The following is a 19,452-nucleotide window of genomic DNA, read 5'->3' on the forward strand; positions in this document are numbered from 1 at the left end:
CGGGTTTCGTTAAGAACGATGGTCGATTGCGCCATTCCCCTTCGGGGAAATGGAAGTTATTTCCAGGTTACGTCACCCACAAAAATATATCCCGCGCCGTAGATAGTTTTGATCAATCGCGGGTTCTTGGGGTCCTCTCCCAGCTTGGTCCGCAGCCGAGAGATACGAACATCCATCGCGCGGTCAAAACTGTCACCGGCCCCACCGCCCAGTGACTCCTGCATCTGGGCGCGGCTGATCAAACGTTTGGGGCTTTCCAGAAACAGGCGCAGAACCTCGCCCTCGGCATGGCTGAACGGTGTCTCGACGCCTGAGCCATCCTCAAGAACATAACGATCGAAATACGCCGTCCATCCGTTGAACGTCGCGACGTCGGAATTCGGCGCCTGCCCGCGCGGAGACCGCAGCCGGGCGCGGATGCGCGCCACAACTTCGGTCGGGTCGAATGGCTTGGTGATGTAGTCATCTGCCCCAAGTTCCAGCCCCGTGACCCGGTCCTGTACCTGAGCCCGGCCCGAAATGATGATCACCGCCGCCCCTTGTTCAAGCGCCAGCCTGTGGACCAGTGCCAACCCGTCCGTATCCGGCAGAGACAAGTCCACCAGACAGACATCCGGTGTGACGCGTTTCAACGCAGCCTCGAACTCGCGCGCGCGGGAAAAACTTTGGGTGCGGAATCCGGCCTCTTCCAGCGCATCTGTCAGGATGCGACGGATTTCGGGCTCATCATCCAGAATGGTCACCAACGGCTGGGTCATCAAGCGGCCTCGGTTCGGATCAGCGCGGACAATTGCGCCTGCGAGAAGGGTTTACTCAGCACGGGCGCTTTGGCAAGGGCCTGCCGATGCAGCGGGTCGGAATAAGGCAAAGAAGTCATGAGGATACAGGGCAATTCCGTTGGAAGCTGCGCCAGCATGTCCAAACCCGTAGCGGGCCCTTCAAGCCGAATGTCGGACAGCACCATGACAATCCCTTCCACATTTGCAGTCAACGCAAGCGCCTCATCGGCCGAGGTCGCCTCGATCACCGAATGGCCAAGATCGATCAGCATATCCCGGAACTGTCCGCGCAGGTCATCGCTGTCTTCGACCAAAAGCACCAGACCATCCTGTTCAGGGGGGGCAGGCCGGTAGGGCAGCCGCAGCACGACCGATGCGCCAGAGGGCGTATTGCGCAGGTTCAGATCACCGCCTGCCAGCTTAACCGTGTCGTAAACCATCGGCAGACCAAGGCCCGAGCCATCGCTGCCTTTGGTGGTGAAGAACGGGTTCAGCGCTTTGTCCAGCGCTTCTGACGAAAAGCCGGGACCTGTGTCTGACACCGTGATCTCGACCCAGATATTGCCGACCGTGTGGGCGCTGATCGTGACCTGACCAGACGTGCCGCAAGCATCCCGCGCGTTCAGCACAAGGTTCAGCAACGCGTCCTGCAACATACCCGGATCCAGCATAAGGGCCTGATCCGGCAAGGTATTGACAACCGACAGGCCAACACCGCGCGGCAAAGACGGGGTGGCGACAATCCGCAAATCCTCGAGCAGACGGCGCATATCGGTGGCTTTGGGCTGCGGCGTGCGATTGCCCGTCATATCGGCGATCCGGTTCAGCAACTGACCACCCCGCCGCGCCGTTTTCTGGGTTGCGGCGACCAGAGCGCGGGCGTCCTCGGGCAGGTCCATCTTGGTTAGCTGGGACTGCATCCCAAGGATGATCGTCAGCAGGTTGGAAAAGTCATGCGCCAGCCCGTTGGTCATCTGCGCGGCCATCTCGCGGCGGCGGGTTTGTTGCAGGGCAACGCGGGCTTGCGTTTCTTCGGTTATATCCACCGACATGACGTAAACACCCCCTGCCCCGTCCGGCGTGAACGAGACTCGGATACGGCGGGAATCCTGATCTTCGGTGAATTCAAAAACAGACGTATTGCCGTCATAGGCCCTTTGCAAATGGCTTTCGACGCGGCCAAAGGCGCTGGCCCCCAACGCCTGCGAGATATGCAGGCCCAGAATATCCGACGGACGACCGGGCATGACCGAACTCAGACGCCGGTTCGAATAATCGTACCGCCCTTCGGTGTTCAGATGGGCGATATGGGCGGGCATCATTTCGGTCGTCATCCGCGTGCGGGCTTCAATCTCGGTCAGCTCGCGCTTGGCCTCTTCCAGCGCTGTGATCGTCGCCGCCAACTGGCGGTTGGTGGCCGACAGTTCCTCGGCATGGGTCAGCAATTGGCCGGACAATTCCTCGGACCGGGCGCGCAGCAGGTTTTCGGCGCGTTTTGCTCCGGTAATGTCCGTGTAAACGGCAACCCAACCACCTTGCGGCAATGGCGCACCTTCAATCGAGATCACCTGACCATTTGGACGCACGCGCTCCATATAGTGCGGTTCGAAGGCCAGAGCCTGATTGACCCGCACCTTGACCATTTCCTCGACGCTGTCCTCGTCGCCGTATTCCCCTCGGCTGGCCAGACAATAGATCGTGTCGCGGAACAATGCGCCCGGTTGCACCAGCTCGTCGGGAAGGTCGAACATCTCTTGAAACCGGCGATTGCTGAGGACCAGCCGCAATTGGCTGTCATAGATCGACAGGGCCTGACCAATCAGGTTCAGCCCGGCGGTTGTCATCGCCTTGATGCGTTGTTCCGAAATGTCCAAAATCACCCTCCCCCGCAGGTTATCCGTAGCACCAGACAGCCCGCAGGTGTAGGGGGCTGATTTACCCGTGCAGGGGTTTGTTATTGGCGGCTCTGTAGGCTTCGACATATCCACGCGCGACAGCCCGGACGGCGCGGCCAATCTGGGAATAGGCCTCGTCCGGAAGGTTGGCAAAGGACACGCGCGCCGACCAGCCCGGGGCGTCGAACCCGCTGCCGTTCAGCAGGACGATGCCGTGATCTTCGGCCAGTTTGAACGCGATATCCAGCGGGTGGACGTTCTGCTTGATCCAGTCCACGACCTCTTCGCCGACATATTTTCGCAGCCAGAATTCGAAGTCGATGATCCCATAATAGGCGTCATAGTTCTCGCCTGCATCGACATCGATGCCCAAAGCCTCGGTCAGCATTTTGAAGCGACGATGGACCAGTTCCATGCAGGCGGCCTGATAGTCCTTTTTGGTATCCACCAGCTCGACCAGCGAAAACAGGGTCATCATCACCTGCTGCGGCAGGGACAGTCCCGCCGTATGGTTCAGTGCCACATCCCGGCTGTCCGCAACCAGACGGTCGATGAACCGAATGTCGCGCGGCGTCAGGCTGAGCGTGCCATAGCGTTTGTCCAAACTCTCTTTGATCTCATCGGGGTGTTCGGCCAGTTTCAAGTCAAAGATATTGTCCTGCGCAACCGCGATCACGCCCAGACGCCAGCCGGTGCAGCCAAAATATTTCGAGTAGGAATACACTCCAATCGTATTGCGCGGCACGAATCCCATGACCGAGGTGAAATCGTGCACGAAGGTGCCGTAAACATCATCGGTCAGCATGATCAGATCGGGTCGGTCATTTTCGACCAGATCCGCCAGTTTTTGCAGCGAGGCCTTGTTCAATGCAACCGATGACGGATTGCCCGGATTGACCAGAAAGAAGGCTTTGACCTTCGGGTCCTTCAGCTTTTCCACCGCTGCATCGGTCAGTTGAAAACCGTCCTCTTCATCGGTTTCGACATGCACGGATTCGAGGCTGTAATCCTCAAGCTCGGGCATCTCCAGATATGGCGTGAAGATCGGTGTGCACAGGGCGATGGTGTCCCCGGGGTTGAGCAACCGATTTGCCTTGAGCGTTTTGAAAATGTAGCACATGGCCGCCGTGCCGCCTTCAACCGCAAACAGATCGAATTTCGCATCCGGTTGATGGCCGGAACACATGGCCCACATCAGGTATTCATGCGCGATGATCGCGTTGTGTTTCAGGATGCGATCCGGCACCGGGTAGTTGTCGCCGATGATCGAATCCGTCAGTTCATGCACAAACGCGTCCGCGTTAAAGTCGAAGGCGAAGATCGCGTGTTTGATCACCTCAAGCAGCGTATCGACGCCCGGCGTTTCGGCGTGGGTCTCGGCCCATTTCAACAGACGCTCATGGCATCCGTTCTGCGCGGGCATCCCGCCCAGACCCGCTGGGTGGTTCATGACGCGTTTGGCTTCGGTCACAGCGAACTGACCCAGTGCAAAAAACGCCTCGCGCGGGCGGGTGGCGATCCAGTTGGGGTTGCCACGGCCTGCGTTCAGAAAGGCCGAGTTCGACTTGTGCGCCTCGTCCGAGGCGAGTTTGATCAGCTCATCCTTGATCTGAAAGGGGCTGAGCGCTTCGTAGTCATGCAGTTTCAGTCTGTCCATGAATCCAACCTTTCCAAATCAGCTGAGGATCAAAACAACGACCATGCCAAAGATGGTCAGCAGCGTGTTTCCGATGGCATAGGGCATCCCGTATCCCAGCGCGGGAATTCGGCTTTGGGCCGCTTCCTGTATCATCCCCAGCGCCGCCGTGGTGGTACGCGCACCGGCGCAGGCCCCGAACAGGATGGCCGGGTGAAACTTGAAGACATAGTGTCCCACATAGACCGAGAAGATCATCGGCAAGGACGTCGCCACGATCCCCCACAGCAGCAAGGCAATACCCGCCTGTTGCAGCCCGGCGATAAAGCCCGGCCCGGCGGTGATTCCGATCACGGCAATAAAGACATTCAGGCCGAGTGTATTCATCAACCACAATGACGGGCCGGGAATGCGCCCAAATGTGGGATGCACCGTACGCAACCAACCCAGCAAGAGACCTGACAGCAATGCGCCGCCCGTGGTCGACAGGCTGATCGGAAACCCGCCCATCGTGATGGCCAGCGTCCCGACCAACCCACCGAGGAAAATGCCCCAGCCGACAAAGGCCAGATCAGTTGTATCTACGGGCCGGTCAGCATAGCCGATTTCGGCTATCACAGCCTCGACATGACGTTTGCTGCCCAGCACCGTCAGAATGTCACCGCGATGCAGCACGGTGCCCGGTAACAGAGGCAATTCAACCATGTTGCGCATCAGCTTCGAGACATAGACGCCGCGCGCCATGGACAGCTTGCCCAACTCCTCCAGCGTTTTTCCGTGCACCTCTTTGTTGGTGATCAGAACATCCAGCTTTTCGGACGGGATACTCAGCAGTTCCGGCGCGTCAGCCTCTTTCAGCTTGGCTTCGAGCAATCCCACAAGGTCAGCCCGCCGGCCCGAGAACATGACCGTGTCTCCGGCCTGCAGGATCGTATCATCTTCGACCTCGACGATCTGGTCGCCACGTTTGATCCGCTCGGCATAGATGCGGACGCCGGGCATAAGGTCTTTGACGGGTTGCCCCAGAAGATCGCTGCCCTCGGGGATCACGAAGGCGCGGGATTCGATGGCGCGATAGCCTGAAACGATCCCCTCGCCTGTGTCCACTGCCGCACCACCACCCAGCTTGGCCTCGTACTCCTTGCAGGCGGCGACCAGATCAACGCCGATCAGACGCGGCCCGATCTTGGCCAGAATGATGGCCGAGCCGATGGTGCCGTAGATATAGGTGACCGCATAGGCAATGGGGATCTGGTTGGCATAGGTTTGCGCCTGTTCAGACGACAGACCCAGTTGATTGATCTGATCCGTCGCCACCCCAATCGCAGCCGAGATTGTCTGGGAACCGGCATAGAGACCGGCGGCAAAACCCAGTTCCAGCCCTGCGATCTTGGCCGCCACAACCGGGACGATCAGGCACAGGGCCAGCACGCTGAGCGCAAACAGAACCTCGCGCGCGCCATCGGCCTTGAGCCCTCGGATGAACTGCGGCCCGACGCCGTATCCGACGGCAAAGATAAACATGATGAAGAAAGTGGATTTGACGGCCGAGTCGACCTCGATATGCACCTGCCCGATCACGACGGCTGCAAGCAGAGTTGCGGTTACGGTGCCCAGACTGAACCCGAACAGCTTCCATGGACCAACCAGAAACCCGATGCCGATGGACAGAAACACCGCCAGTTCGGGGTAGCTGCGCAACACATTCACAAACCAGTCGATCATCGCCCATCTCCTGTAACCACGTCACCCCAGAGGCCGGGATACCGTTCATATGAGAAGCCGCAGGCCTTCACACAGGACAATCAACCAATCAAACCGTCACGCTGCCTGGCGGAAAAGAAATCAAATGCATCAAGTCAAGGCGACGATATCGTAAGATATGAATTTGTCTAGGATTTTTCCGAACTCCGAGGCTTAGTACCTATTACGGGACCTTGCGCCCTCATGCGTGATGGAATGCAGCGAAAGGGTGTGATCCATGTTCCGCATCCGATGCCGCAGCATCTGCCGACACAACCGGGCAAGATCATCTGCATAGGCCGTGTCACCGGCGACGTTCTCGAACTCACCCTTGCCGTGATGGTCGAACAGGATCGGCGGCAGGTCGGCTGCAAACTCAATCAACGTGAAGCGATCATCGCGCAGGATGCCCAGACATGAATCGCTGTTGCCCGTCCCCAAGCGCTGTTGCCAAAGGGTCGGGTTCTCTGGCTCGGAAAAATCAAGCTCGCTGAAGGAATAGTTTCGCCAATCGTCGGGCACATTGCCCTGCAATAAGGGTATCAGGGACCGACCGTCCATCTCATTCGGGGCGGATTGCCCGACCCATTGCAGAATGGTCGGCGTGATGTCGATGGATTCAGTGGGAACCGTCACCTCAGCCCCCGCCCGCGCCTGATTTCCGGGCGTCCGGATCATCAGCGGTGTGTGATAGGCCGCGTCGTAGACCGTCATTTTGCCCCAGCTGTGCCGGTCGCCCAGCATCTCGCCATGATCCGCAGTTAGTACGATCAGAGTGTCGTCATATTGTCCGCTATCTTTGAGGTACTGGACCACGCGGCCAATGTGGTGATCCACCTCGGTCGCCAGTCCGAAATAGATCGACCGCAGGGTGCGGATGTTCTTATCCGTGGGCTCGACTGTATCAAAACCGTGCACGAACTCTTTTTCGGTGTAGACCTCCAGCTTGGGGCCGAAGAACGGGTGCTGGGCTTTCTCGTCTTCGGGCGTGGCCAGCCGGTCAGGCAAAGGCACGCTGTCCGGGTCATACATGGTGTTGTACGGCGCTGGGGCCACCAGCGGAGGATGCGGGCGGATATAGGTCAGATGGGCAAACCAGTTCTGATCGTGATGCGACGCGATACCTTCAAGAAACGCGTCGGTCAGAAAGGCCGTGTCACTGTCCTCGGCCCGATACATCGCCGGGTCATTTAGTTTGGGCGGCCCACCCGACAGCGAAACCGGCTTGTAGACGTCCATATAGCTGTCGAACGCATAGCCCTTTTTCATCAGATGCGCGCGCCAGGGATAGGATTCCTCCAACCGCATCTCGACAACTTCAAGGAAGCCTTCCATCGACTGTTCATAGGTCCGCAGGATCGGATCATTCGGGTCGTAGGCACGCGGGTCTGCCGGGGTGTCGGTATAGCCGAACAGCATCGGCAAATAGCCAGCCTTGCGCATTTCGGTCGCGATATTGGGAATATCGTGGCGCAGCGGCGTACCGTTACGGACCGAGCGGTGGTTCATCGCATATTGCCCGGTCAACAGCGATGCGCGTGACGGGCCACAGGGGTTGGTCACCGAATAGTGCCGTTTGAACGTCACCGCCTCGGCCATGAAGGATCGCAGATTTGGCAGGTTTACGTGATCCGCCAACGCTCCGAACAGGCAATCTGCCCGAAGCTGGTCGATGATGATGAACAGAACTTTCCCAGCCTGACCCATGTCGCGCACCTCGATTCCGCACCCGAGTTTCTGGTGCGGACTGTGTCCCGGAACGGCTGACCTCGCAAGAACTTAGTCGAGCTCGTACTTGGTCTCGTAATTTTCCCTCAGCGCCGGGTCCTGATCTTCCTTGCGCAACAGGCAGTTGCCGATCGACAGAACCTCGATATCCGTACCCATGAAGCAACGGAACGCATCGGTCGGGGTGCAGACAATCGGCTCGCCCCGCACGTTGAACGAGGTGTTTACGACCAAAGAGCACCCGGTCAGGTCTTTGAACTTGGAAATCAGCGCGTGATAGGCCGGGTTCGTGTCCTGATGCACGGTCTGAATGCGGGCAGAGTAATCCACATGGGTCACGGCCGGAATCTCGGATCGTTTGACGTTCAGCTTGTCGATGCCAAACAGATCGTTTTCCTCATCCGTCATCTGGCGGCGGATTTTTTCCTGAACATCAGCCACGATCAGCATATAGGGGCTGTCGCCGTCCAGCTCGAACCAATCCGCGACGTCCTCGCGCAGAACAGACGGCGCGAAGGGGCGGAAGCTTTCGCGGTATTTGACCTTCAGGTTCAGGGTTTTCTGCATCGACTCGGATCGTGGATCCCCCAGGATCGAGCGTGCGCCCAAGGCGCGTGGCCCGAACTCCATCCGCCCCTGAAACCATCCGACCGCTTTTCCGTCCGCCAGTGCCTGCGCAGTCTGGTCAACCAGTTCACCGTTTTCGTGGATGGTGAATTTGGCCCCGGCACGGGTCAGTTCTTCGGCAATCTCATCATCTTCGAAACGTGGGCCCAGATAGGCCCCCTGCATCTGATCGCCCGAGGTGACCTGTCGTGGGTTCCCCAATTCCTGATGCCACGCAGCACAGGCGGCCCCTAGTGCCCCGCCTGCGTCCCCGGCGGCAGGCTGAACCCAGACGTTGTCAAACGCGCCGTCCCGCAAAATCTTGCCGTTTGCCACGCAGTTCAGAGCCACACCGCCCGCCATGCACAGATTTCGGATGCCGTGTTCGCGCGCCAGATCGCGGGTGATACGCAGCATGATCTCTTCGGTCACGGCCTGCACGGATGCCGCGATATCCATATGGAACTGCGTCAATTGATCGGTTTCGGGCTTGCGCACCGGCTGGCCAAACAAATCCTCAAGCGCCTTGCTGGTCATGGTCAAACCAGCCGTGTAATTGAAATACATCTGGTTGAGCCGGAACGAGCCGTCCTCTTTCAAATCAACCAGATGTTCGAGGATCAGATCCTTGTATTTCGGCACTCCGTACGGGGCCAGACCCATGACCTTGTATTCGCCTGAATTGACCTTGAACCCGGTGTAATAGGTAAACGCGGAATAAAGCAGACCCAGCGAATGCGGGAAATGCAGTTCCTTGACCATCGTCAGCTCATTGCCACGCCCGATACCAACCGTGGTCGTGGCCCACTCACCCACACCATCCACCGTCAGCACAATCGCCTCTTCAAAGGGTGAGGGGTAAAACGCGCTGGCGGCGTGGCTGACATGATGTTCCGAGAACAGGATCTTATCGACGGTAAAACCGGGATCGATTTTGCGAAGCTGTTTGTTCAGCAAATCCTTCAGAAAAAGCTTTTCGCGCAACCAGACCGGCATGGCCATTCGGAACGAATTGAACCCGCGCGGCGCGACCGCAATGTAAGTTTCGATCAAACGTTCGAATTTCAGAAACGGTTTATCGTAGAACACGACATTGTCCACGTCCACCAATGTGATGCCTGATTCGGCCAGCACGTATTGGATCGCCTTTTCCGGAAATCCGGGGTCGTGTTTTTTGCGGGTAAACCGCTCTTCCTGTGCGGCGGCCACGATCTGGCCGTCGCGCAACAATGCTGCGGCGCTGTCGTGATACAGCGCGGAAATGCCCAAAATGTACGTCATAAGATCAGAACAGCGTGTAGACGAACGGCGCAAGGGCCGAACCTTGGCTAAGGACGATCAGCCCACCGAATACAGCCAGCATCACAAAGATGGGCAGCAGCCAAAACTTCTTTCTGACCCTCAAAAACGACCAGAGCTCGGAAACGAATGTCACGTCTGGTACTCCCTTCTTTAAAACTGTTGTTTCATGCTGCCAGGCTGGTCCTTGCGGACAACCCAATAGCTTTCTGCACTGCTGTCTAGCCTTTCGGACAAAAGGTCTTTGCCCAACAAACGCGCCACAAGGCCAAACGGCACAAAGGTGGTGATGAAGACCAGAAACATCACGACGGGCGCGACAATGGCTCCCAACAGCATACCAAACTTGAACCAAAGCCGGTTCGGTTTGGCCAAAACCTGCGGGGCAAGAAAGGTCAGCGCAAGGATGATCGCTGCAATCGCAAGCAATATCCAACGCGGGGACCCGCCGCCAAATACAGGCCACAGGGCAATGATCAGAAAAACCGCTGTGAAGACAAATCCGAACCCGCGCTCGGACCCGATTTCGACATCAACATTCGCGTGATGGTCAGACATGACACACAACCAAACAACTAAAACTCAACCACATGTAATAAGGTAGCATTACCTTCGGTTGAAACAAGTGAATTGGGTCACAATGCGACCGGGAATCTGCCCTCTGACGCCAAGCAGTGTCACACCCAGGCCATTCTGATCCCCCAAATCCCCGCGAAAGCGCACAAAGCCGTTGCAGCCCGTGGGCGTTTTCCGTCACATGTCCTCATGACGCCGCCCAAGATCACCTCTGAGCGCGAAAGCACCGGCACACATGTGCGCATTTCGGGCGCGCTGTTGACGCAGTCCTTGGAAACGGTCGAACGCGACTTCGCCGCGGTTCAGCCAGTTGGCGGCGACGTGACCGTGGACCTGTCGGAAATCGAGGCGTTGGATACCGGCGGGGCGTGGTTGGTGGCGGACCTGTCGCGGCGGTTCACGGCCAATGGTGCGCAGCTTCAGTTTCTGGGGTTGAAACCGGCACATGCCGCTTTGATCGATACCGTATCGCACAACATCCCCGACAAGCCGGGGCGGCTGGCCAAACCCAGGACCTTCGCCGATTGGGTCGAGAGCGTTGGTCGCAGCACCTTCGGGGCATGGAAGGATACGCTGTCGATCCTCGGGTTTCTGGGTCTGACCCTGCACCGGCTGGCCCGCACGATTGCAATGCCATGGCGGTTGCGGCGGGCGGCCCTGTTCACGCATATGGAAGAAACCGGGTTCAAGGCCCTGCCCATCGTGGCGCTGATGGGGTTTCTGATCGGCGTTGTTCTGGCCTTTCAGGGGGCCACGCAGCTGAAACAGTTCGGGGCCGAGATTTTTGTGGTCGAACTGATCTCAATCTCGGTTCTGCGCGAGTTGGGGATTTTGCTGACCGCGATCATTGTCGCGGGCCGGTCAGGCTCGGCCTTTACCGCCTCAATCGGGTCGATGAAGGTGCAGGAGGAGATTGACGCCATGCGCACGCTGGGTCTGGACCCGATCGAGGTTCTGGTGGTGCCACGTGTTCTGGCCCTGCTGATCATGTTGCCAATTCTCGGCTTTGTCGCCGATATGGCCGGGCTGTTCGGCGGCGCGTTGATGAGTTGGATCGATCTGGGCATCAGCCCCGGCATGTTCATCACGCGCCTGAACGAAAGCACCGATGTCTGGCAACTGGCCGTTGGCTTGATCAAGGCCCCGTTCTTTGCGCTGGTCATCGGGGTCATCGCGTGCTGGCAGGCCATGCAGGTCAAGGGCTCGGCGCAAAGCGTCGGGCAACGCACCACCGCCTCGGTGGTGCAGTCGATTTTCATGGTGATCGCGATCGACGCGCTGTTTTCGATCTTCTTCTCAGAGCTGGGGATCTGACATGGACGGCACCGTGCAGCATCAGACAACCCCGGTGGACGCACAGCGCGAGGCGGTGATCCGTGTGCGTGGGCTGCGCAATCAGTTCGGGCCGCAAGTGGTACATGACGACCTGAATCTGGATGTCTGGCGGGGTGAGGTTCTGGGCATCGTCGGCGGCTCGGGCACCGGTAAATCGGTACTGTTGCGCACGATTGTTGGGCTCAACACACCTGCGGCGGGCAGTATCGAGGTTCTGGGCGTCGATGTTCTGAACGGCCCCGAAGAAGATCGCCGCCGCATTGAACGCCACTGGGGTGTCGCCTTTCAGGATGGCGCGCTGTTTTCTTCGCTGACTGTGCTGCAAAACGTCATGGCCCCGCTGCGCGAACATACCGGTATCAGCGAACGGTTGATGGAGTCGCTGGGCGCATTGAAAATCAGCCTGGTCGGACTGCCCCAGCTGAGCTGTGGCAAGTTCCCGTCGGAACTGTCGGGCGGTATGCGCAAACGGGCCGCGCTGGCGCGGGCGCTGTCGCTGGACCCCGAGATCGTGTTTCTGGACGAACCCACCGCCGGGTTGGATCCCATCGGTGCGGCTGCTTATGATGCCCTGATCCGCGAGTTGCAGCAGGCGCTGGGACTGACCGTCTTTATGGTCACGCACGATCTGGACAGCCTTTATGCCATCTGCGACCGGGTCGCCGTGCTTGCAGAAAAGCGCGTGCTGGTCGAAGGTCCGATTGAAGAGATGACCAAGGTCGATCATCCTTGGGTGCAGGAATACTTCACAGGTTCCCGCGCCCGCGCGGCGCAGGACAAAGGGCAGGACAGGTAGAGGCGATGGAAACCCGGGCGAATTACATTCTGATCGGCGCGTTCACCCTTGCGGGCATTCTGGGGGCGTTCGGCTTCTTCCTGTGGCTTGCCAAATTCGAAGTGACCCGCCAATACGCCTATTACGATGTGCTGTTCGACAATGTCTCGGGCCTGTCGGCGGCGGGCGGCGTCAGCTATAACGGTCTGCCGGTCGGGCAGGTGATTTCGTTGAATCTGGATGAAGACGATCCGTCGAAGGTTCGTGTGCGCATCGAGGTGGACGCCGATATTCCGGTCACCGAAGAAACCATTGCGCAGTTGCAATCGCTGGGGGTGACCGGGGTGGGCTATGTTGAGCTCACGGGCGGCTCCACCTCGGCAGCGCGTTTGCCGCAAGACAGCGTGATCAAAAGCAAACGCAGCACCATCCAGTCCCTGTTTGAAGGCGCGCCCAAAGTGCTGGACGAGGCCGTGACCTTGCTACAGGAGCTGAACTCGGTCGTGGATGAGAAGAACCGGAAGGCCGTATCCGACATTCTGGACAACCTCGCCTCGGCCACTGGTCGGCTGGACAAGACGCTTTCGGATTTCGAATCCGTCTCGGCCAATATCGGCAATGCGGCGCAGGATATCGGGGTCTTCACCAAAAAGCTGGACCCGTTGATCAGTTCCGCTGAATCCACCCTTGAAACCGGAACGGACACATTGAAGTCGATCAAAACCGCTTCCGACACCGCAAAAGAGGCGCTGGATGAGGCCAAGGTGACCCTGACGACGACCAACCGCGTAATCGAACAGGATATTCGCCCGTTCATCGAACGCGGCTCGGATCTGGCCGAGAACCTCACCCGGTTGTCGCAGGAGGCTGGCGCATCCCTCAGCGTGATCACCGAGACCGTTCTGAACGCCAACACGACGCTTGGATCGATCACCTCGACCATGGACTCGGCCAAGGGGGCGCTGGCCTCGGCAGAGCGGGCCTTTGACTCGGCCAATCAGGTGATCGAGACCGACGTCGCCCCGGTGGCGCAGGATATTCGCCGGGCCGCCAATCAGGTGACCGAGACCGTCGCAGGCATTACCGACAAGATCGACAAGATCTCTGACGACGTGCTCAGCGCGTCGAATTCCGCGAAAGAACTGCTGGGCACCATCGACGGGGTGGTGCAGGACAATCGGCGTCAGGTGTCTGATTTCCTGAGGGTCGGATTACCGCAGTTCATTCGGTTTATTGAAGAATCCCAGCGTCTGGTCATCAGCCTTGATCGCCTGGTCGACAAGGTCGAACGCGACCCGGCACGCTTTTTACTGGGCACCCAAGCATCGGAGTTCCGTCAATGATAAGGCCCCTTATTCTATCCCTGGTGGCTGTGATACTGGGCGGCTGCGCCGGTTTGGGCACGTTGCAGCAGGCCTCAAAACCGAACGACCTGTATCTTTTGACACCTAAAAGCACGTTTGCATCCTCGCTGCCGCGTATCCAAAAGCAGATCGTGGTTGAAGAACCCACCGCAACGGCGGCTGTGAACACCGATCAGATCGCGGTGCAACCGACCCCTTTGCAGGTTCAATACCTGCCGCGCGCGCGATGGGTGGATCGGGCCCCGCTGATCGTGCAGGCGCTGCTGGTCGAAAGCTATGAGAATTCAGGCAAGGTTGCGGCTGTTGGTCGTTCAACCGTGGGTCTTCGCGCCGATTACGTCATCGCGCCGGATCTGCGCGAATTTCAGGGCATCGTGGTGTCCGAGACCGAAAACGGCAAAACCGTCCGCATCGAAGTCCGTATGAACATCAAGATCATCGATGAATATGAAGACAAGATCATTGCCTCAAGCTCGTTTCAGGAAAACGTGGTGGCCGCCAGCGATCAGACGCCCGATCTGGTCAATGCCTTCGACGTCGCGTTGGGGCGAACCATGCGGGACGCGGTGGAATGGAGCGTGCGCCGGATCAATACGCACGCTGCCAATAACCCCCGTTCGACCGTCAACTGACGCCGTCAGAACTGCGCGGCTGACGCGCGCTTCCAATCCGCTGCATATTCGGGCGGAATCGTGTCGGACAGAAACGCGCCTTCATCGACCAGCGTGTATAGTTCGGCGTAAGAATACTCCCGCTCGTCCGCTGTACGGCGGCGGATATCAGCGAGCGTCAGTTCGGACACGGTCTGTTTCCCCATCGCGCCCAGCAACTCGCGGAAGCTTTCCAAGGTGGCATCATGATAGCGATGCACCCGCTGGCGTTTTTGCGGAACATTCACTGCGCGACCCCGGATTGGGTCCTGTGTGGCCACGCCCGAGGGGCAGCGGTTGGTGTTGCAGTGCAGCGCCTGTATGCAGCCCACCGCAAACATCATCGCGCGCGCGGCATTACACATATCCGCGCCAAGGGCGAATTTTTCGACCATGTCGTAACCGGTGGCCACTTTGCCCGAGCATATGATCCGAATCTTGTCACGCAGCCCGGCACCGCGCAGGCAGTTGTTCACGAAGATCAACGCCTCGTTCAGCGGCATTCCCAGACGGTTGGTAAATTCAACCGGCGCAGCCCCGGTTCCGCCTTCCGAGCCGTCAATGGTGATGAAATCGGGCAGAATTCCGGTTTCCAGCATGGCCTTGCAGATCGCCATGAACTCGGACGGGTTGCCGATGCACAGTTTGAAGCCGATCGGCTTGCCCCCCGACATCTCGCGCAGATGCTGTACGAATTCGATCAACCCGGTGGGGCCGTCGAAAGCGGAATGAACGGGGGGTGAGATCACATCCTGATGTTCGGGCACGCCCCGGATCTCGGCGATTTCCTTGTCGACCTTCGCGGCCGGAAGCACCCCGCCATGCGAAGGCTTTGCCCCTTGCGAGAGCTTGATTTCAATCGCTTTGACGACGTCCTTCTTGGCTTTCTCCGCGAACTTGTCCTTGTCAAACCCACCCTCGGGCGTGCGACAGCCGAAATAGCCGGTGCCGATCTGCCAGATGATATCGCCACCTTCGGCCAGATGATGCGGCGACAGCCCACCTTCGCCCGTGTTATGTGCAAACCCGCCATCCTTCGCCCCGCCGTTCAGGGCGCGGATCGCATTGGCGCTGAGCGCGCCAAAGCTCATGGCCGACACATTCAGGCGCGACGCGTCATAGGGTTTGTCGCATTGCGGCCCGCCCAGCATCACCCTTTCTTCGCTTTCATGCACATCCTTGGGCGCAAGCGAGTGGTTGGCCCGATGGTAGCCCACAGTCAGGATGTCATATTGGGTACCAAACGCCTGCGTATCGACCTGACCCTTCGCGCGAGAATAGACAAGGCTGCGAATGATCCGGTTATAGGGCCGCCCGCTTTCGTTGGTTTCCACAAAATATTGCCGGATCTCGGGGCTGACGAATTCCAGCATGTACCGAAAATGCCCCAGCACCGGATAGTTGTTCAGCACGTTATGCTTGGTGGTCAGCATGTCGTACATCCCGATCACAGCGTACGGGATCAAAATGACCAGAAGCCAATGCGCCGGGGACCAGAAAAAGCCCAAAACCGCCACCAAGGGCAGACAGACGAAACTCAGAAAATAATAGAGCCTGCGTACAACCATTCCTGATCTCCTTGGGTGGGTTGTTGGTGGGGGCGGTCTGAACCCATATGATTTAGACCGAAGGAATTGAAGCCAAAGTGAAACATCTTGGCTTTTGATTGCAAGCCCTTAGGTGTCGCGGAAACAAACCGGTCGGGAATGTGAAACCACGTTACAGGTTTGATTGATCCCGCAGTTCTCACACAGTATGCCGGTCAGGCGACAGCAATAGGCGGGACGGGTGGCGGGACCAAACGGCAAGACTGCGAAACATGGGCGTGTCCTGATGTTCCTGTCCGTATTCGTGGGCGGGGCGCTTGGGTCGCTTCTGCGCGAACTGTTTGCGCTGGAAATTCCCGGCGTGCCTATCCTGACCGCAACCTTTGGCATCAACATCTTCGCGTGTTTTGTGCTGGGCTGGCTGTACGCCATCCGGCACCGGGTCCACGCGCATGTTCTGCACCTGGGGGCCGTCGGGTTCTGCGGCGGGCTGTCGACGTTTTCCTCATTCGTGGCAGAACTTGACCGGCTGGCCCAAACCGCGCTTTGGACGGCCCCCGCTGCTGCGGCGCTTGAGATCGCGTTTGGTCTGACGGCGGCTCTTGTGGGTGAGGCATTGGGGCGGCGGTTTCATGCAATAGGTGGGCGGCAATGACTGACCTGTACCTTCATGCGATGTTCGGCTTTGGCGGCGGGCTTGGTGCGGTTCTGCGCCATTGGCTGGCACTACGGGTCACCCATGCCCTGCCCCTGTCTACGCTGATCGTGAATGTTCTGGGCAGTCTGCTGCTGGGTCTGTGGATCGGCTATCTGGGCGGTCCGGTCGAGATGGGGGAAGAACAGAAACGCTTGGTTTTCGGCTTTTGCGGCGGGTTCACGACGTTTTCCAGCTTTGCCTATCAAACGCTGGAATTGCGCCGCGAGCGCACTTTGGCACTGGCCGCAGGCAATATCATGGTCAGCCTTATTCTGTGCTGGGGTGCCTTGTGGCTGGGGTTGGTACTCACCCGCTAGTGGGCATGCACCTGAGCCGTTGTGCCCGGCTTCGGGGCCCGGCAAAAGAACAACAGCGGCAAAGTCGCCAGTGCCAGCAGCCCCAGATTGTTGAACACGGTCAGATACGAGATCATCTCGGCCTGCCGCGCAATCTCTTGCCCCAGAACGGCCGCGCCTTGGGCACTGTCCGGTGTCAGCCCCAAGGGCGCCAAATAAGCCTGTGCCGCCGGGTTATAGGGCGTGACGTTCTGGCTCAGCACCGCGGTATTGGTCTGCAATCCCCGCACGACCCATGTCCCGACCAGTGAAATACCAACCGATGAGCCCAACTGACGGGTGACGTTGAACAGGCCCGAGGCCTCTTCCTGCCGCGTTTTGCTGATGCTCTCGAAAGCCAGAATGGACATCGGGACAAAGACAAGCCCCATACCCAGACCGCTGATGATGCCGGGAATGGCCAGTTCCCAGTACCCTGCATTCAAGTTCAGCATCCCCATCATGAAATTGCTGATGGCGGTCAGCGTCATTCCGACCCCGGCCAGCACACGGGGGTCAAACCGTTTCACCAGCACGGCCCCGGTTGCGACCATGGACACGCCGGCCGCAAGACCACGCGGGATGAACAGGTGGCCGGATTCGATGACCGGATAGTCCAGAAGCGTCTGCACAAAGGTCGGTAAAATGGCGATGCCGCCATAGAGCGACACCGCAAACCCCACGATCACCAGATTACACAGGGCAAAGTTGCGGTCCGCGAAAAGGCGCAGATCAACAACCGGAGTTTTTGCTGTCAGGCAATGTACGATCAACCCCAGCGCGCCCAGAACCGACGCAACAAGCGCAACCTGAATAATGCGCGAGGACAGCCAGTCCTTGGTTTCACCCTGATCCAGAATGAATTGCAGGCACCCGATGCCAAGGGCCAGAAGCGCAAGGCCCTGCCAATCGATCTTCACCTCTTCGGTCTCGTCCTTCGGCAGCTCTCCGGCCAGCAACAGCAGCGCCATGGCCGCAATGGGCAGGTTTACGAAAAAGACCATCCGCCACGAGAAATACTCGGTCAGGATCGCACCCACCGTTGGGCCCAGAACCGGGGCCACAACCACGCCGAGACCGAACACTGCCATCGCCTCGCCCCGTTTTTCGCGCGGGAACGCGTCGAACAGGATGGATTGCGAAAGGGGGATCAGGAAGGCCCCGAACATGCCTTGTGCCAGTCGGAAGAACACGATGGTCTCAAGGCTCCAGGACAGGCCGCACATGATCGACATGCAGGCAAAGCCGGTCACGGCGGTCAGGATCAAGCGGCGTCGTCCAACCCGGCGCGCGACGAAACCGGTCAGCGGCATCACCACCACGGCCGACACGATATAGCTGGTCAGGATCCACGTGGCCTGATCGGTTGTGGCTCCGAATGCGGCCTGAATATGCGGCAGGGCCACGTTGACGATTGTGCTGTCCAGCACTTCCAGAATGGCACTGCAGACCACAGCAACCACGATCACCGGATTGACGTGGCTGCTTGTCACGCCGGTCATTGCGTTGCTGCTGTCGTGTCCACGACCACCTTGCTGCTGCCCCCCACTCTTAGGGGCGCATCGGTCGGATCAAGCTCGATCCGAACGGGGAAGCGCCGAGTGACCTTGACCCAGTTGCCGCTGGAATTCTCGGAGGGCAGCAATGAGAATGTATCCCCCGACCCGCGCCCGATCGAGGCGACTTTGCCCGTCAAAGTCACTCCCGGCAGCATGTCGATCTGAACCGTCACCGGCTGACCGGGACGAATGCGCGGCAGCGCGGTTTCCTTGAAATTCGCATCGACCCACCAGTCGGCGGATTCGACGATGGAAAACTGCGGCGCATTGGCAGACACCGACGATCCGGGCCGCAGGGTCAGGTTGGCAATCCAGCCATCGGCGGAAGCAAAGACTTTGGTCCAGGCCAGATTGGCCTTGTCGATTTCCAGCTGGGCGCGTGCTGACAGTATATCGTCCTGCTTCGCCGCCAGCCCGCTTTGCAAGGCCAAAAGGCTGGACTGGCTGCTGGTCAACTGTGCCGAAGCCTGCGCGAAATCCGAGGTTGTCTGATCCAGCGAAGACTGCGCCACATCCCCTGTCGAGAACAGAACCTTGGCGCGTTCCAGCGCCTTTTGCGCTGTGTCATAAGCGGATTGCGCGCTTGCGACCGATGCCTCGGCGGCCGCAATCTGAGTTGCGTATGATTTGGCCTGCTGCTCGGCGCTGTCCAGATTGGCCTTGGACTGATCCACCGACGCCTTGAACTGCGTGTCATCTATGGTGAACAGCAGATCGCCGCTTTTGACCGCTTGGTTTTCGTCAACATGTACCTTGGCCACCTGCCCGGTCACCTGCGGCGCGATGTAGATGATATTCGCGCCGACATAGGCGTCTTGCGTGGACGGATACCTCTCTTCATGTCGCCAGAACAGGAACAGCCCCGCACCAATCGCGGCAAGCATGACAAGAATTGCGACCAGCTTCAGCGACTTCATAACTCAGACCT

17 protein-coding genes are annotated in these 19,452 nt (G+C 58.8%); 6 read left to right on the forward strand and 11 right to left on the reverse strand.

Annotation, left to right across the window (positions count from 1 at the left end; genetic code table 11):
• Positions 1–56 precede the first annotated feature (56 nt).
• From ACR0KJ_RS11455 to ACR0KJ_RS11490, 8 genes are all read right to left on the reverse strand, one after another.
• Positions 57–758, reverse strand: coding sequence for a response regulator transcription factor (locus tag ACR0KJ_RS11455; RefSeq protein WP_170453739.1), 702 nt, complete (start codon positions 756–758; stop codon positions 57–59).
• Positions 758–2,653, reverse strand: coding sequence for a PAS-domain containing protein (locus tag ACR0KJ_RS11460; RefSeq protein ID WP_170453738.1), 1,896 nt, complete (start codon positions 2,651–2,653; stop codon positions 758–760). The genes ACR0KJ_RS11455 and ACR0KJ_RS11460 overlap by 1 nt, the downstream gene beginning before the upstream one ends.
• A 61-nt stretch (positions 2,654–2,714) precedes the next feature.
• Entirely contained in the window at positions 2,715–4,331 is a 1,617-nt protein-coding gene (locus tag ACR0KJ_RS11465) for a bifunctional aspartate transaminase/aspartate 4-decarboxylase (protein WP_170622124.1), read from the reverse strand.
• 18 nt (positions 4,332–4,349) lie between these two features.
• Complete coding sequence (aspT, locus tag ACR0KJ_RS11470; protein WP_170453736.1) at positions 4,350–6,035, reverse strand: aspartate-alanine antiporter; 1,686 nt, start codon at positions 6,033–6,035, stop codon at positions 4,350–4,352.
• 192 nt (positions 6,036–6,227) lie between these two features.
• Positions 6,228–7,760 carry an alkaline phosphatase family protein gene (locus ACR0KJ_RS11475; RefSeq protein ID WP_480626732.1) on the reverse strand — a complete coding sequence of 511 codons (1,533 nt, stop codon included), beginning with the start codon at positions 7,758–7,760 and terminating at the stop codon, positions 6,228–6,230.
• 72 nt (positions 7,761–7,832) lie between these two features.
• A complete protein-coding gene (locus ACR0KJ_RS11480) occupies positions 7,833–9,668 on the reverse strand; it encodes a carbamoyltransferase family protein (RefSeq protein ID WP_480626733.1) in 1,836 nt (611 codons plus the stop codon).
• 4 nt (positions 9,669–9,672) lie between these two features.
• Complete coding sequence (locus ACR0KJ_RS11485) at positions 9,673–9,822, reverse strand: DUF5989 family protein (protein WP_480626734.1); 150 nt, start codon at positions 9,820–9,822, stop codon at positions 9,673–9,675.
• Between the two features lie 17 nt (positions 9,823–9,839).
• The gene (locus ACR0KJ_RS11490; RefSeq protein WP_170522958.1) at positions 9,840–10,244 is read right to left on the reverse strand and encodes an SxtJ family membrane protein; all 405 of its coding nucleotides are present in this window, start codon (positions 10,242–10,244) and stop codon (positions 9,840–9,842) included.
• A gap of 207 nt (positions 10,245–10,451) precedes the next feature.
• On the opposite strand from ACR0KJ_RS11490, the gene ACR0KJ_RS11495 reads away from it, so the two are divergent.
• The 4 genes from ACR0KJ_RS11495 to ACR0KJ_RS11510 are packed head-to-tail and all read left to right on the forward strand — an operon-like array spanning position 10,452 to position 14,368.
• Positions 10,452–11,576 carry an ABC transporter permease gene (locus ACR0KJ_RS11495; protein WP_480584543.1) on the forward strand — a complete coding sequence of 375 codons (1,125 nt, stop codon included), beginning with the start codon at positions 10,452–10,454 and terminating at the stop codon, positions 11,574–11,576.
• Between the two features lies 1 nt (position 11,577).
• Positions 11,578–12,393 (forward strand): ABC transporter ATP-binding protein, encoded by an 816-nt coding sequence (locus ACR0KJ_RS11500; RefSeq protein ID WP_480626735.1) that lies wholly within the window; start codon positions 11,578–11,580, stop codon positions 12,391–12,393.
• A gap of 5 nt (positions 12,394–12,398) precedes the next feature.
• Positions 12,399–13,715, forward strand: coding sequence for an MlaD family protein (locus ACR0KJ_RS11505; protein WP_170522967.1), 1,317 nt, complete (start codon positions 12,399–12,401; stop codon positions 13,713–13,715).
• Complete coding sequence (locus ACR0KJ_RS11510) at positions 13,712–14,368, forward strand: ABC-type transport auxiliary lipoprotein family protein (RefSeq protein ID WP_170453728.1); 657 nt, start codon at positions 13,712–13,714, stop codon at positions 14,366–14,368. Before ACR0KJ_RS11505 ends, ACR0KJ_RS11510 begins: the two co-directional genes overlap by 4 nt.
• Before the next feature lie 5 nt (positions 14,369–14,373).
• Here ACR0KJ_RS11510 and ACR0KJ_RS11515 read toward each other — a convergent pair whose 3' ends face one another.
• A complete protein-coding gene (locus tag ACR0KJ_RS11515) occupies positions 14,374–15,954 on the reverse strand; it encodes an FMN-binding glutamate synthase family protein (RefSeq protein ID WP_480626736.1) in 1,581 nt (526 codons plus the stop codon).
• Between the two features lie 220 nt (positions 15,955–16,174).
• Here ACR0KJ_RS11515 and ACR0KJ_RS11520 point away from each other — a divergent pair, with 220 nt between their 5' ends.
• Together ACR0KJ_RS11520 and ACR0KJ_RS11525 are read left to right on the forward strand one after the other, a co-directional pair.
• Complete coding sequence (locus tag ACR0KJ_RS11520) at positions 16,175–16,588, forward strand: fluoride efflux transporter FluC (RefSeq protein WP_480626737.1); 414 nt, start codon at positions 16,175–16,177, stop codon at positions 16,586–16,588.
• On the forward strand, positions 16,585–16,947 hold the full coding sequence (locus tag ACR0KJ_RS11525; RefSeq protein WP_170453726.1) for a FluC/FEX family fluoride channel: 363 nt from the start codon (positions 16,585–16,587) through the stop codon (positions 16,945–16,947). Before ACR0KJ_RS11520 ends, ACR0KJ_RS11525 begins: the two co-directional genes overlap by 4 nt.
• Here ACR0KJ_RS11525 and ACR0KJ_RS11530 read toward each other — a convergent pair.
• Positions 16,944–18,467: a DHA2 family efflux MFS transporter permease subunit gene (locus tag ACR0KJ_RS11530; protein WP_480626738.1), complete on the reverse strand. Its 1,524-nt coding sequence runs from the start codon at positions 18,465–18,467 to the stop codon at positions 16,944–16,946. The genes ACR0KJ_RS11525 and ACR0KJ_RS11530 overlap by 4 nt on opposite strands.
• On the reverse strand, positions 18,464–19,441 hold the full coding sequence (locus tag ACR0KJ_RS11535; RefSeq protein WP_170522980.1) for an HlyD family secretion protein: 978 nt from the start codon (positions 19,439–19,441) through the stop codon (positions 18,464–18,466). Before ACR0KJ_RS11535 ends, ACR0KJ_RS11530 begins: the two co-directional genes overlap by 4 nt.
• Positions 19,442–19,452 lie beyond the last annotated feature (11 nt).

Source organism: Ruegeria sp. AD6 (assembly GCF_056542325.1).

Coding starts and splice junctions, on each gene's coding strand:
- ACR0KJ_RS11480 (WP_480626733.1), bottom strand. CDS start 9,668: ATGACGTACATTTTGGGCATTTCCGCGCTGTATCACGACAGCGCCGCA.
- ACR0KJ_RS11535 (WP_170522980.1), bottom strand. CDS start 19,441: ATGAAGTCGCTGAAGCTGGTCGCAATTCTTGTCATGCTTGCCGCGATT.
- ACR0KJ_RS11525 (WP_170453726.1), top strand. CDS start 16,585: ATGACTGACCTGTACCTTCATGCGATGTTCGGCTTTGGCGGCGGGCTT.
- ACR0KJ_RS11510 (WP_170453728.1), top strand. CDS start 13,712: ATGATAAGGCCCCTTATTCTATCCCTGGTGGCTGTGATACTGGGCGGC.
- ACR0KJ_RS11505 (WP_170522967.1), top strand. CDS start 12,399: ATGGAAACCCGGGCGAATTACATTCTGATCGGCGCGTTCACCCTTGCG.
- ACR0KJ_RS11500 (WP_480626735.1), top strand. CDS start 11,578: ATGGACGGCACCGTGCAGCATCAGACAACCCCGGTGGACGCACAGCGC.
- ACR0KJ_RS11515 (WP_480626736.1), bottom strand. CDS start 15,954: ATGGTTGTACGCAGGCTCTATTATTTTCTGAGTTTCGTCTGTCTGCCC.
- ACR0KJ_RS11465 (WP_170622124.1), bottom strand. CDS start 4,331: ATGGACAGACTGAAACTGCATGACTACGAAGCGCTCAGCCCCTTTCAG.
- ACR0KJ_RS11490 (WP_170522958.1), bottom strand. CDS start 10,244: ATGTCTGACCATCACGCGAATGTTGATGTCGAAATCGGGTCCGAGCGC.
- aspT (WP_170453736.1), bottom strand. CDS start 6,035: ATGATCGACTGGTTTGTGAATGTGTTGCGCAGCTACCCCGAACTGGCG.
- ACR0KJ_RS11475 (WP_480626732.1), bottom strand. CDS start 7,760: ATGGGTCAGGCTGGGAAAGTTCTGTTCATCATCATCGACCAGCTTCGG.
- ACR0KJ_RS11530 (WP_480626738.1), bottom strand. CDS start 18,467: ATGACCGGCGTGACAAGCAGCCACGTCAATCCGGTGATCGTGGTTGCT.
- ACR0KJ_RS11495 (WP_480584543.1), top strand. CDS start 10,452: ATGACGCCGCCCAAGATCACCTCTGAGCGCGAAAGCACCGGCACACAT.
- ACR0KJ_RS11455 (WP_170453739.1), bottom strand. CDS start 758: ATGACCCAGCCGTTGGTGACCATTCTGGATGATGAGCCCGAAATCCGT.